At 71.7% G+C, this 12,730-nt stretch carries 10 protein-coding genes; 8 read left to right on the top strand and 2 right to left on the bottom strand.

Annotated elements, in window-relative coordinates; genetic code table 11:
- Positions 1 to 56 precede the first annotated feature (56 nt).
- A complete protein-coding gene (locus ABZ532_RS28110) occupies positions 57 to 2,720 on the top strand; it encodes an AAA family ATPase (protein WP_361289632.1) in 2,664 nt (887 codons plus the stop codon).
- Here the strand turns inward: ABZ532_RS28110 and ABZ532_RS28105 are convergent.
- Positions 2,682 to 3,056, bottom strand: a complete 375-nt coding sequence (locus tag ABZ532_RS28105; protein ID WP_361289629.1) for a DUF2255 family protein — start codon at positions 3,054 to 3,056, stop codon at positions 2,682 to 2,684. The genes ABZ532_RS28110 and ABZ532_RS28105 overlap by 39 nt on opposite strands.
- Before the next feature lie 263 nt (positions 3,057 to 3,319).
- Between ABZ532_RS28105 and ABZ532_RS28100 the strand changes: the two genes are divergently transcribed.
- The 3 genes from ABZ532_RS28100 to ABZ532_RS28090 all read left to right on the top strand — a co-directional run bounded on the left by ABZ532_RS28100 (position 3,320) and on the right by ABZ532_RS28090 (position 7,101).
- Complete coding sequence (locus tag ABZ532_RS28100; protein WP_361289626.1) at positions 3,320 to 3,562, top strand: hypothetical protein; 243 nt, start codon at positions 3,320 to 3,322, stop codon at positions 3,560 to 3,562.
- Between the two features lie 106 nt (positions 3,563 to 3,668).
- A complete protein-coding gene (locus ABZ532_RS28095; RefSeq protein WP_361289623.1) occupies positions 3,669 to 5,888 on the top strand; it encodes an acyl-CoA dehydrogenase in 2,220 nt (739 codons plus the stop codon).
- A gap of 22 nt (positions 5,889 to 5,910) precedes the next feature.
- The gene (locus ABZ532_RS28090; RefSeq protein ID WP_361289620.1) at positions 5,911 to 7,101 is read left to right on the top strand and encodes a lipid-transfer protein; all 1,191 of its coding nucleotides are present in this window, start codon (positions 5,911 to 5,913) and stop codon (positions 7,099 to 7,101) included.
- A gap of 156 nt (positions 7,102 to 7,257) precedes the next feature.
- On the opposite strand, the gene ABZ532_RS28085 is transcribed toward ABZ532_RS28090, so the two are convergent.
- The gene (locus ABZ532_RS28085; RefSeq protein ID WP_361289700.1) at positions 7,258 to 7,836 is read right to left on the bottom strand and encodes a MarR family transcriptional regulator; all 579 of its coding nucleotides are present in this window, start codon (positions 7,834 to 7,836) and stop codon (positions 7,258 to 7,260) included.
- A 183-nt stretch (positions 7,837 to 8,019) separates the two neighbouring features.
- On the opposite strand from ABZ532_RS28085, the gene ABZ532_RS28080 reads away from it, so the two are divergent.
- The 4 genes from ABZ532_RS28080 (at position 8,020) to ABZ532_RS28065 (ending at position 12,708) form a co-directional block, all read left to right on the top strand.
- Positions 8,020 to 8,784, top strand: coding sequence for a DUF4142 domain-containing protein (locus tag ABZ532_RS28080; protein ID WP_361289617.1), 765 nt, complete (start codon positions 8,020 to 8,022; stop codon positions 8,782 to 8,784).
- 924 nt (positions 8,785 to 9,708) lie between these two features.
- Positions 9,709 to 10,584 (top strand): MaoC/PaaZ C-terminal domain-containing protein, encoded by an 876-nt coding sequence (locus tag ABZ532_RS28075; RefSeq protein ID WP_361289615.1) that lies wholly within the window; start codon positions 9,709 to 9,711, stop codon positions 10,582 to 10,584.
- A gap of 85 nt (positions 10,585 to 10,669) precedes the next feature.
- Positions 10,670 to 11,746, top strand: coding sequence for a Zn-dependent alcohol dehydrogenase (locus tag ABZ532_RS28070; RefSeq protein ID WP_361289612.1), 1,077 nt, complete (start codon positions 10,670 to 10,672; stop codon positions 11,744 to 11,746).
- Positions 11,747 to 11,760: 14 nt separating this feature from the next.
- A complete protein-coding gene (locus tag ABZ532_RS28065; protein ID WP_361289610.1) occupies positions 11,761 to 12,708 on the top strand; it encodes a 3-oxoacyl-ACP reductase in 948 nt (315 codons plus the stop codon).
- The last annotated feature ends 22 nt before the right edge of the window (positions 12,709 to 12,730 follow it).

Here is a 12,730-nt window from a genome sequence, read left to right as displayed (position 1 = left end):
CCCCTGCCGTCGTTCCCGAATTCCCCTGTGGCGTACGACCGCATAGGTTTTCAGACATGCCCGAGACATATACGGATGTGCTGTTCGGCCGTCAGGACGAGATACGCCAGCTCGACGCCCTCCTCCAAGCGGCACGGGAGGGCCGGGGCGGCGCCCTGGTCCTGCGCGGTGAACCAGGCATCGGCAAGAGCGCGCTGCTGCGTCATCTGGACGAGGCGGCGACCGGGTTCCTCGTGATGCGGGCGTCCGGCGCCGAGTTCGAGATGGAGCTGCCGTTCGCCGCGCTGCACCAGTTGCTCGCGCCCGTCACCGGCCGGCTGACCGCGCTGCCCGCGCCGCACCGCAAGGCGCTGGAGATCGCGTTCGGCCTCGACAGCGGTGCACCCGATCCGTTCCTGGTCGGCGTCGCGTCACTGGGCCTCCTGGTGGAGACCGTGCGCGAACGCCCGCTCCTGTGCGTCGTCGACGACGCACAGTGGCTGGACCAGGCATCGGCCAAGGCGCTGGCCTTCCTGGCCCGCCGGGTCTCGGCCGAGTCGATCGCCCTCGTGTTCGCGGCGCGCGAGCCGAGCCGGCTGCCCGAACTGGACGAGCTGCCCGGCCGTTCGCTTCAGGGCCTTGGCGAATCGGAAGCACGCGCGCTGCTGACCGCGGCGGTCCGCGCCCCGCTGGACGAGCGGGTGCGCGACCGCATCCTCGCCGAGGCGCGCGGCAACCCCCTCGCGCTGGTGGAGCTGCCCAGGACCGCCGGGCTCGCCGGGATGGCGGGCGGATTCGCCCAGCCCGAGTCGGTACCCGGCGTGATCGAGCAGAGCTTCCGGTCCCGGCTCGAACTCCTGCCGCCGGCGGCCCGGCTGCTGGTGACCGTCGCCGCCGCCGACCCGATCGGCGACCCCGGCCTGCTGTGGCGTGCGGCCGAACGCCTGGGCATCGACGCGACCGCCGCCGCTGAGTCCGCCGCGCTGGTCGAGTTCGGCACCCGGATCCGGTTCAGCCACCCTCTCGCACGCTCGGCCGCCTACCGCGCCGCGGCACCGGACGAGCGGCGAAGGGCGCACGAGGCGCTGGCCGCCGTGACCGACCCGGTCACCGACCCCGACCGGCGGGCCTGGCATCGTGCCCAGGCCAGTGCGGGCCCGGACGAGCAAGTCGCCGCCGAGCTCGAAACCTCCGCCACCCGCGCCCAGGAACGCGGCGGTGTCGCGGCTGCGGCGGCCTTCCTCGAACGCTCGGCCGCGCTCACGATCAGCCCCGTCCAACGCGTCGAGCGGGTCCTCGCCGCGGTCCAGGCCAAGCTCTCGGTGGGCGACTTCGACACGGCGGCCGACCTGCTCACCACCATCGGGACCGGCGATCCGAGCCAGGCCGCCAGGGCCGACCTGCTCCGCGGCAGGCTGTCGTTCGTGCGCCGCCGGGGGGACGAAGGCCCCACGGCGTATCTCCTGCGTGCCGCCGCCACGCTGGCGGCCACCGACCCCGCCCGGTCGAGGGAGTGCTATCTGGACGCCATCGAGATGGGACTTCTGCTCGGCGGCCTCGACCACGTGGTGGAAGCCGCCAGGAAGGCCCCACCGCCGGGCGGGCCGGTGTCGGGCGCGGCAGCGGTCCTGACCGGCCTGATCAGCCTGGTCAGCGAGGGGCATCCGGCGGCGGGGGAGATCCTCAGGCCGGTCGTCGGCGACGCCGACGACGAGGTGTGGGCCAGGCGGCCGTCACTGGGATTCATGGTGGCCACCGAGCTGTGGAACTTCGACTCCCTGTACGGCATCGCCACCCGCGCCGTCGCGGCCGGCCGGGAGTCGGGCTCCTTCCACGCGCTGCCCATCGGACTGGCCATGCAGGCCACCGCGAGCGTGCACACGGGCGACTTCGGTGCGGCGATGGAGCTGATCTCCGAGGAAGAGGCGATCGCCGACGCCACCGGCGCGGCGCCGCTGGTCTACCCACGCCTCCATCTGGCCGCGCTGCGCGGGCGGCGCAAGGAAGCCGTCGATCTGTTCGCGTCGGTGGACCAGCGGATGAGCCTCAGTGTGCAGTGGGCGACGGCCGTGCTCAGCAACGGCCTGGCCGACTATCCGGCCGCGCTGAAGGCGGCACGGCAGGCGGTCGAGTACGGCGCCGTCGGCACGGCGGGCCTCGCCCTGCCCGAGCTGGTCGAGGCGGCCATGCGGTGCGGCGAGACCGAGGCAGCCGCCGTGGCCCTCGCGTCCCTCACGGAGCGGACGCAGGCCGGCCGGCACGCGTGGGGTCTCGGTGTCGAGGCCTATGCGCGGGCCCTGGTGACCGAGGACGAGTCCGCCTACCAGGAGGCGATCGGCCTGCTCGACGGCAGCGCGCCGGCCGTGTACCGGGCCCGGGCGCATCTGCTGTACGGGGAGTGGCTGCGCCGCCAGGGCCGGCGGCGTGACGCCAGGTCCGCGCTGCGGCTGGCGCACGAGTCGCTGTCCGACCTCGGTATGGAGGCGTTCGCCGAGCGCGCCGCCGGTGAGTTGCGCGCCACGGGCGAACAGGCCCGCAGCCGCACGGCGAAGGCATCGGACCAGCTGACGATGCAGGAGGTGCACATCGCGCGCCTGGTCGCCGACGGCGCCACCTCCAAGGAGGTGGCGGCGAAGCTGTTCCTCAGCCCGCGGACGGTCGACGCGCACCTGCGCAACATCTTCCGCAAGCTCGGGCTCACCTCACGCAGGCAACTGCGGGACCTGCCCGACATCCGTTAGCCGCATGGTGGTGGCCGCGGCCTCGTGCGCGTTCATCGACTCCACGGGGCCGGGCCAGCTCATTCCGTACTTGGCCCGGTAGGCACCGGAGACGCGCTGGACGAGCTCGGGGTCATCCACCGGCTGGAGGGTGACGGACAGCCGGGCCCCGGCCACCTCCACCTCCGTGTCCGCGTGCCGCAGCACCCGGCGGTACCAGGCGCTGCGCAGTCCGAAGGCCGAGCGGACGTACGCCTCCCCGTCGAGTACCACCACCCAGACCGTCCTGGCCGACCACCGGCCGTCCGCATGCCGTACCCGCACAACGATCTCCGTGCTGTCCATGAAAGTGTTCATGGACCCACTTTCACCGCGCCGGCGGTGCGTACGCGTCGGTGGTCATCGCCTAGATGGGGGGCATCGCCGATACGAGGGCCGTGCTCTCGCGGCGAGGCTCCATGCCATGACGAACGCCGACACGAACCGCAGCGGAGATCATCCCCGCCGCATCAGAAGGTGGCCGCGGTCAGGACCCACTGTAGGTCGACGAGGGTGCCGGTGCAGGCGGTCTGGTCACCGACGTTGACTTTCGTTCGCGGGCCATGATCTCCAGGAGGCCGGTGCCACCCGCACAGTCGGAGGCCGCGGAGGCCAAGCGCCAGGCCGCGATCGCCTCCAGCGCCGCGAACCGTGCCACCAATGCCGCTTCCACCGCCCATAGCCTCGCCACCACCGCGGCCGCGGCCGCCCGCACGGCCCGGGACGCGCGGAAGGCCGAGGCGAAAACCCTCGAGCAGGACAAACTGCAGGCCATCGAGGACCGGTTCCGCCCCAGCCGCCGGCCGGACACTGATCTCAGCTGATTCGCGCCATCGGGAACCAGCACGAGTCGCATCACCCCGTCGCGGCCGTTCGACATCAGCGCCTCTGACCTTCCGTCAGAATGAAACGTGTTCTACTCTGCCGGGCATGGGCACACCACGCTCCGGAAGCATCGGAATCACCGGGGAACACGGGGAGTTGGCCGACTCCGTGCGCCGCTGGCTGGCGCGGTCAGTGCCCCCCGAAGCCGTACGGAAGCTGCTGGACACACCGGGTTCCGGTGCCGGGGGGCGACCAGGGTACTGGGACGCGGCCGTGGGGCAGGGGCTGCTCGGGGTGCATCTGCCCGAAGAGTGCGGCGGCGGGGGCGGCACGCTGCTCGATCTCGCCGTGGTGCTGGAGGAGACCGGGCGGGCAGCTCTCCCCGGGCCGTATCTGCCGAGCGTGCTGGCCTCCGCCGTGCTGGCGCGGGCGGGGCGCGGTGAGCGGGTGCAGGACCCGGTGCGGGGACTCGCACGTGACCTCGCGAGCGGGCGGCGCACCGGGGCCGTCGCCCTCGGTCCGGGGACTCTCACCGCTGTACGCACCGGCGCGGGATACCGGCTCGACGGGACCGCGCCTCCCGTGCTCGGCGCGGGACAGGCGGACCTGGTGCTGCTGGCCACGGACACAGGATGGGTCGTGGTGGACGCCGCCGAGCTGTCGATCCGCGGGCACGAGAGCGCTGACCCGACCCGGCCCACCGCCGAGGTGACCGCCGTGCGCGTCAGCGTCCCCGAGGGACGCGTCCTGGACATCGACCCCGGGCTGGTCACCGACCTCGCCGCCGTGGTGTTCGCGGCCGAGGCCTGCGGGACCGCCGCCTGGGCGCTGGGCACTGCCGCCGAACACGCCGCCGTGCGCGAGCAGTTCGGGCGGCCCATCGGGCAGTTCCAGGCCGTCAAGCACCTGTGCGCCGACATGCTCGTACGGCTCGAACAGGCGAGGGCGCTGACCTGGGACGCGGCGCGGGCCGCCGACGAGGACTCTGCCGGCCGTGGGCTCACCGCCGCCCTCGCAGCCGCCACCGCGCTCGACGCCGCGTACACCTGCGCCAAGGACTGCATCCAGATCCTCGGCGGCATCGGCTTCACCTGGGAGCACGACGCCCATGTCCATCTGCGCCGGGCCGTCGTCGCCCGCCAGCTGCTCGGCCCCGGCGACGCCCACCGGCAGCGCGCGGCCCGGCTCGCCGCCGGCGGCGCCCGGCGCGAGCTGCGCCTCGAACTGCCCGCCGAGGCCGTGCCGTACCGGACACAGGCCCGCGCCGCCATCGCCGCCGCCCGTGGTCTCGACCCCCGGGCCGCCCGCCGTACTCTCGCCCCCACCGGTTACGCGGCCCCGCACCTGGCGCCGCCGTACGGCCTCGGCGCCGGTCCTGTCCGGCAGCTCGCCGTGCAACAGGAGCTGAGGGCCGCCCGGGTCGAGCTGAGCGAACTCGGCATCGGCACCTGGGTGGTGCCGTCCCTCATCGCGTACGGCACCGAGGAGCAGAAGCTCCGCTACCTGCTGCCGACCCTGCGCGGCGAGCTGCTGTGGTGCCAGCTCTTCAGTGAACCCGATGCGGGCTCCGACCTCGCCAGTCTGCGCACCCGCGCCGAGCGCATGCCGGACGGCCGCTGGCGTGTCACCGGCCAGAAGGTGTGGACGAGCGCCGCACAGTGGGCCGACCACGGGATCCTGCTGGCCCGCACCGACCCCGAAGCACCGAAGCACAAGGGCCTCACCTACTTCCTGATCGACATGAAGGCCACGCACGGCATCGACATCCGCCCGCTGAAGGAGATCACCGGGGACTCCCTGTTCAACGAGGTGTACTTCGACGGTGCGCTGCTGCCCGCGGACGCCGTGGTCGGCGAGGTGAACGGGGGCTGGCGCGTCGCCCGGCACACCCTCGGCAACGAACGCGTGCACATGGCGGACCAGCTGACCTTCGACACGGGCCTTGAGGAGCTGATCGCCAGAGTGCCGGGACTGGACGACGAGGGGGGTGGTGACGGACGCGGCTGTGTCGCCCGTGTCGGTGCGCTCGCCGCCGAGGCCCACGCCCTCGCCTGCATCGGGCTGCGGACGACCCTGCGGCAGGTCGACGGCCTCGAGCCGGGCGCGGGCGCTTCCGTACGCAAGCTCATCCAGACCACGCATCAGCAGAAGGTCGCCGAGCTCACCCTCGAACTCCTCGGCCCTGCGGGAGCCGTGCGGGAGGGCCCGGGTGAACGAGCCCTGCACGGCCTGCTGATGAGCCGCTGTCTGACCATCGCGGGTGGTACCACCCAGGTGCAGCTCAATGTCGTCGCCGAGCGCATCCTCGGCCTGCCGCGAGACTGAACGGAAGGGTCGGGAGAAGGAAATGAAGGCGTACATCGTCGGCGTCGGAATGACCAGGTTCGAGAAGCCCGAATCCCGGGACTGGCACTACTGGGACATGGCCCGGGAGGCGGGCGCCGCCGCTCTCGACGACGCGGCCGTCCCGTACTCCCTCGTCCAGCAGGCCGCCGTCGGCTACTGCTTCCAGCCCTCGACGGCGGGTCAGCGCGCGGTCTACGAGCTGGGCCTCACCGGGATCCCCGTCTACAACGTCAACAACAACTGCGCCACCGGCTCGACAGCCCTGATGATGGCGCGGCAGTTCGTCACGGGCGGGCTAGCCGACTGCGTGCTCGCGCTGGGCTTCGAGAAGATGAAGCGCGGCTCGCTGGGCGGCGGGGGAGGCGGCGACGGCGACCTCAGGACGTCCCCGGTGGCCCGCCACTACGGGATCATGGCCGCCCGGCACGGATTCGACATGACCCCGCCCACTGCCCAGATCTTCGGCAACGCCGCACGTGAGCACATGGAACGCCACGGCACCACACCGAGACAGCTCGCCGCCGTGGCCGCCAAGAACCACCGCCACTCGGCGGCCAACCCGTACGCCCAGTTCCGCGAGGTGTACGAGGTGGACGAGATCCTCGCCGCCAAGCCCGTGCACCAGCCGCTCACCCGGCTGCAGTGCTCGCCGACATCGGACGGGGCGGCGGCGGTGCTTGTGGTGTCCGAGCGGTTCGTGGTCGAACACGGGCTGCACCACAAAGCCGTGGAGATCGCCGGGCAGGCCATGACCACCGACACCGAGGACTCCTTCGCCTCCGGCTCATGCGTCGATGTCGTGGGCCGGCCCATGTCGCGGGCGGCGGCCAGGCAGGCGTACGAGGCATCGGGCCTCGGTATCGAGGACATCGACGTGATCGAGCTGCACGACTGCTTCTCGGTCAATGAACTGCTGACGTACGAGGCACTGGGCATGTGCGCGGTCGGCGAGTCGGGGAAGCTGGTCGAGTCGGGGGCGACGACCTACGGGGGCCGCTGGGTGGTCAACCCGTCCGGCGGGCTGATCTCCAAGGGCCATCCGCTCGGTGCGACCGGTCTCGCCCAGGCCGCCGAGCTGACCTGGCAGCTGCGTGGAGAAGCGGGGCCGCGGCAGGTGCGGGGGGCCAGGACGGGGCTCGCGCACAACATCGGGTTGGGCGGGGCGGCGGTGGTGACGGTGCTGCGGGCCTGAAGCCGGGATGCACACCCTCGTCCGCAACGGTGACGACCCTGCGGAGTCGTCACCGGGCACGACCCGCCCTACAGGTCACGGGCCCCGCCCCGGCGTGCTTCAGCGCAACCCCTGATCCACACCACTCACCTGCGGCCGCAGGACTGCCGCCGTCGCTCAACCGCCCTGCGGCAGCGGGGTGTCCTCCCAGCCCAGGGGGTACGAACCGGTGGCAGCGGCAAGGCGGCCGGCCGGTGCGTCCGGTTCGCCGCCCGCCTCGTTGAACGCGGTCAGCGCGTCGATCAGGGCGATCCGCTGCTCCGGGGCCATCCGCGTCACGATCCCCGCGATCTCCTGCCGCCGCCTGGCCATCACGTCCTCGACCAGTGCCCGGCCCTCGTCCGTGAGCCGCAGCACGGTCTCGCGGCGGCTGTCGGGGTTGGGCTCGCGGGCGGTGAGTCCGGCCGCGATCAGTCGGTCGATCATGCGCATCGCTGTGGAGGGGTTCACACCGAGTCGTTCGGCGAGCGTCACGAGTTTGGCGGGGCCCTGGGAGGACAGCACCACGAGCAGCCGGAACTGGGGGAGCGTCACCCGCTCCTCCACGGCCGCCAGAGAACGGGCGGAGACCGCCACCAGCAGCCGGGAGGCGGTCAGCACCGAACGCGTCACCGCGTCCACGTCATCGGTGTCGTCGGCGCCGCCGATGCCGGGGATGAGCTGTGGAGACGGCAGAGACTGCGGAGACTGCCCCATGTCGGTCATGCCTCCTTTCTATCGTGCCGTTCACCGTGCCGGGCTTCGGCCCGGTGAACGCTGCGGCGTCCACGCCCGTACTGGTGGCTGCGCGCCGTGCCAGCCGCACCGACATCACAGCTCCCGACGACATGAACGAACACGAGCAGCAGCACTGCTCCATGCCGAACGGGAGGCACCCCCATGCGTCCGAACCGACACTCCGCCGAGATCGGTGTCCCGATACGGACGATCGCCGTCATCGTGGCTGTCTGCGCCGTGATCGCGACCGTGCTGATCATGACCCGCGGTGGTGACAGCGAGGCGGCGGGCGCGCAGAGCCCGATCGGCGTCACGGCGCAGAACGGCGGATACGGCCAGTCCGGCAGCTCGGGCTCGGGTTACGGGCACTCCGGTTCCGGCCATACCGGCGGTTCCGGAGCGACGGAGGCGGATGGTTCGCAGGCGGCGGCGCAGGCCGGACCGCAGCCGGTCACCGAGGTGGACAAGACGTTCCTGGTCAAGGTCCGTCAGGCGGGCCTGTGGGAGATCCCGGCCGGCCGCCTCGCACAGACCCAGGCCTCCAGCGAGGCCGTCAAGCGCGCGGGTCTGCATCTGCTGGAGGGGCACAGCAAGCTGGACCAGCTCGTACGCGAGGACGCGAGGATTCTGGGGGTGCAGCTGCCCGACCAGGCCACGGAGGAGCAGCAGGGCTGGGTCAAGCAGCTCGAGGACGCGCAGGGCGCCGAGTTCGACCGGCTCTTCGCCAACCTGCTGCGCGCCTCACACGGGAAGATCTTCGCCACCATCGCCGAGGTCAGGGCCGCCACGCAGAACGACCTGATCCGCCGCCACGCCCGGCAGGCCAACCAGACCGTGCTCGACCACATGGAGGTCCTTGAGGACACCGGCCTCGTGGACGCGGCGACCCTGGCGGACGTGGAGAAGGCGGTCGCTCCGTCCAAGTAGGGCCTACAAGCCCCCTAGAGGCGAACCTTTGCACCATGCAATACTTCTGGGCCGGGGGCGCGGCGAGGGACCGAACCCTGCCCGGGAGCTGTGAACTGGCACGGTGACGCAGCATCATCCGGCAGGCTTCGGCCCCTCGGCCGCGAGTGACTTCCGCTACTGGTGGGGCTACTAGTGTGGGCAGGGGCGGTTGCCGTGGTCCGGGCGGCCGTGGTGCGGGGCTCGCGTCTGGCCTCGGCCCGCCTGGCGTGGTGGTGGTTGGGGCCGTACGGATCGCGAGGGTCCCGCCTCCCGTGATGGTGGCGGTGCCGAACACTGCCACCGAGTCGTCGGACGTCGGTGATGCAGACGCGGGTGCTGTGCGGTGACACCGTCAGTCCGCCCGCGGTGCCATGACCGTGTGGTGGCGGTGTCGACCAACGGTACCGGGGTGTCAATGCGGTTGGTGATGAAGGCGTACGTGACGGCCCGCACGGCCCGTGCGGGCTGCGGTACCACCACCGCGGAGCCGGCCCCGGCCGCCAGGACCAGGCCGCCATCAGGGTACGCAGCGGCCCGGCGGTCCACCGCCCGGCCCGAGGTGCAGGCGGAGGGCTCATGCGCACTTGACGGGCAGTCACGGGTTTCTCCCGTGTCACGCGGACAGGGGCAGTGCGTGACATTCTGGCTCCGTCGGCACAGGGCTCGGCGGTGGACGTGCTCCGAGGTGCGCGGCGACGACACGTGATCTGATGCTCCGTCAGGAGCCTTCACAAGTCGTCAGGGGTGCGTTATACATAGGGCCAGCCGGCCTAGAACGCGTTCTAGAACGGATGCGGGGTGCGGCCGGACCCGTAACGGCCTCGGTGCGGCCGACGGTGCGGACGGCCGCATCGAGGTCTTCCACAGCCACTGCGCTACACGGAGCCAAGGAGCAGCACCTCGATGCCCATCGACCCCGCGAAGGCACTCGCCGCAGAGCCGCGCAGCACCGAGATCAGCTGGGACCGCAAGGACATCCAGCTCTACCACCTCGGCCTCGGCGCCGGCTCGCCCCAGGACCGGCCGGGCGCGGCGACCGACCCGGACGAGCTGCGCTACACCCTTGAGTCACGGCTGCACGTCCTGCCCAGCTTCGCCACCGTCGCGGGCGCGGGCATGGGTGTCGTCGGAGGCCTCTCCGCCCCCGGTATCGACGTGGACCTCGCCGCCGTACTCCACGGCGGCCAGAAGATCACGCTGCACCGTCCCATCCCCGTCAAAGGCCGTGCCACCAGCACCTCGAGGGTCGCCGCCGTCTACGACAAGGGCAAGGCGGCGATCCTCGTGCTGCGCACCGAAGCCGCCGACGCGGACGGCCCGCTGTGGACGAGCGACGCCCAGATCTTCGTACGCGGCGAGGGCGGCTTCGGCGGCGAACGCGGACCCTCCACGCGTACGGAGAAGCCCGAGCGCGAGCCCGACACGGTGGTCCAACGGTCCGTGCGCGAGGACCAGGCGCTGCTCTACCGGCTCTCCGGCGACTGGAACCCCCTGCACGCCGACCCCGAATTCGCCAAGCTCGCCGGCTTCGACCGGCCGATCCTGCACGGCCTGTGCACCTACGGCATCACGCTCAAGGCCGTCGTGGACACGCTGCTCGACGGTGACGTCAACCGCGTCCGCTCGTACGCCACACGCTTCGCCGGGGTGGTCTACCCCGGGGAGACCCTGCGTATCCGGATGTGGCGAAAGGACGCCACGACGGTCCAGGCGTCGGTGACGGCGGTGGAACGCGACGACGCCCCGGTGCTGGCGGACACACTCGTCGAACTCCCCTGATCGCCCTGATCTCTCTGACCTCTGTGGTCTCTCTGAACTCTGGACCTCTTTCCGGATCTCCGGCCCTCCTGAAGGGAGCCGCACCATGCGCGCAGCCGTACTGCACGAGATCGGCCAGGACAAACTCGAAGTCCTCGATGACGTAGAGGCGGTGGGTTTTGGTCCCGGCAAAGTGAAGATCCGGATCAGGGCGACCGGGCTGTGCCACTCGGATGTCTCCGCGATGAACGGAGTCCTCCCGCAGCCCGCTCCCTTCGTCCCCGGCCACGAGGGCGCGGGTGAGATCACGGACGTCGGCGACGGGGTGACGGGCCTCAGGCAGGGCGACCGGGTGCTGATGTGCTGGCTGCCCGCCTGCGGTGTCTGCCCCGCCTGCAAGCGCGGCCAGAACCAGCTGTGCCTCGCCGGGTTCATGAACGCCGGAACCCCCAACTTCCGCCGCCCGGGCGGTGATGTCTTCGGATTCGCGGGCACCGGCACCTTCGCCGAAGAGGTCGTCGTCGACGCGGGCTGCGCCGTGCCGATACCCGACGACGTGCCGTATGACATCGCCGCCCTCATCGGCTGCGGGGTCACCACCGGACTCGGCGCGGCCATCAACACCGCGCAGGTGGAGGCCGGTTCGTCGGTCGCCGTGATCGGCTGCGGCGGCGTCGGCATCTCCACCATCCAGGGTGCGCGGGTGCGCGGCGCGGCGCAGATCGTCGCCGTCGACCCGGTGGAGTCACGGCGTGAGGCGGCCCTGCGCTTCGGTGCGACGGAGGCGGTCGCCCCGGACGCGCTCGGTGACGCCAAGCAGCGGATCACCGGCGGCGAGGGCTTCGACTACGTCTTCGAGGTCGTCGGCAAATCGGCCACCGCCAGGACCGCGTACGAGACCACCCGGCGCGGCGGCACCCTGTGCATCGTCGGCGCCGGGGCCATGGACGACTTCCTCCAGCTCAACATGTTCGAGCTGTTCTTCGACGAGAAGCGGATCCTGCCGTCGATGTACGGGGGAGGGGACGTGCTCCGCTCCTACGAGCGCGCCATCGCGCTCTGGCGGGCGGGCCGGATCGACCTGGAGTCACTGATCACGCACCGGGTGCAGCTGCCGGAGATCAACGAGGCGCTGAACCAGATGCGCACGGGTGAGGCCCTGCGTACCTGTATCGAGCTGTGAGCGGGGGCCGGCCCATGTCACATCCCCTGAACGGCCTCTCGGCCATCGTCACGGGCGCGGGCCGCGGCCTCGGCCGCGCCGAGGCGCTGGAGCTGGCCCGGCTCGGCGCGAGCGTGGTCGTCAACGACTACGGTCAGCCCGGCCGGGACGGCTCCGGCGAGGCGTCGTCCGCCCCCGCAGAGGCGGTCGCGGAGGAGATCCGCGCGCTCGGCGGGCAGGCGGTGGCGCACCTCGGCGACATCGCGGACCACGAGACGGCCCGCGAGCTGGTCGGCCTGGCGACCGGCACGTACGGAAAGCTGGACATCCTGGTCAACAACGCGGGCATCCTGCGCGACCGGATGGTGTTCTCGATGAGCGAGGACGACTGGGACTCGGTGATCAGGGTCCACCTCAAGGGCCACTTCAACACCACCCACTTCGCCGCGTCCCACTGGCGCGAACGCTCCAAGGCGGCGGGCGCCCCGGTGTACGGCCGTATCGTCAACACCTCGTCCGAGGCGTTCCTCGCCGGCTCGGCGGGGCAGCCCAACTACGCGGCGGCGAAAGGCGGCATCGTCGGCCTGACGACCTCGACCGCCCTGGCCCTGGCCAAGTACGGGGTGACGGCCAACGCGATCTGCCCGCGCGCCCGCACCCGAATGACGGAGGACGTCTTCGCCGGCTTCGCCGAACCGGACGAGGGCCGGCTCGACCCCCTCGCCCCCGAGCACGTCGCCCCGCTCGTCGGCTATCTGGCCTCCCCCGCCGCGGCACGGGTCAACGGCCAGCTCCTCGTGGTCCACGGAGGAATGGTCGCGGTGGTCGAACGGCCCAGGGTGGCGGCGAAGTTCGACGCGGTCAAGGAGACGTTCTCGTACGAGGAGCTGGACGGACTGCTCTCCCCCTACTACGAGTCCAGGGAGGGCGAGACGTTCGCGGCGGCGGAAGTGGTGGGGCTCAAGCGGCATCGGGACCACTGAGTGAAGGATTGGGGGAGAACAT

Origin of the sequence: Streptomyces sp. NPDC019396, assembly GCF_040632375.1 — a bacterium.
GTDB lineage: Bacteria > Actinomycetota > Actinomycetes > Streptomycetales > Streptomycetaceae > Streptomyces.
This window is presented reverse-complemented; position numbering and strand designations above follow the sequence as displayed.

Coding starts and splice junctions, on each gene's coding strand:
- ABZ532_RS28105 (WP_361289629.1), bottom strand. CDS start 3,056: ATGAACACTTTCATGGACAGCACGGAGATCGTTGTGCGGGTACGGCAT.
- ABZ532_RS28070 (WP_361289612.1), top strand. CDS start 10,670: ATGCGCGCAGCCGTACTGCACGAGATCGGCCAGGACAAACTCGAAGTC.
- ABZ532_RS28080 (WP_361289617.1), top strand. CDS start 8,020: ATGCGTCCGAACCGACACTCCGCCGAGATCGGTGTCCCGATACGGACG.
- ABZ532_RS28090 (WP_361289620.1), top strand. CDS start 5,911: ATGAAGGCGTACATCGTCGGCGTCGGAATGACCAGGTTCGAGAAGCCC.
- ABZ532_RS28085 (WP_361289700.1), bottom strand. CDS start 7,836: ATGGGGCAGTCTCCGCAGTCTCTGCCGTCTCCACAGCTCATCCCCGGC.
- ABZ532_RS28075 (WP_361289615.1), top strand. CDS start 9,709: ATGCCCATCGACCCCGCGAAGGCACTCGCCGCAGAGCCGCGCAGCACC.
- ABZ532_RS28110 (WP_361289632.1), top strand. CDS start 57: ATGCCCGAGACATATACGGATGTGCTGTTCGGCCGTCAGGACGAGATA.
- ABZ532_RS28095 (WP_361289623.1), top strand. CDS start 3,669: ATGGGCACACCACGCTCCGGAAGCATCGGAATCACCGGGGAACACGGG.
- ABZ532_RS28065 (WP_361289610.1), top strand. CDS start 11,761: ATGTCACATCCCCTGAACGGCCTCTCGGCCATCGTCACGGGCGCGGGC.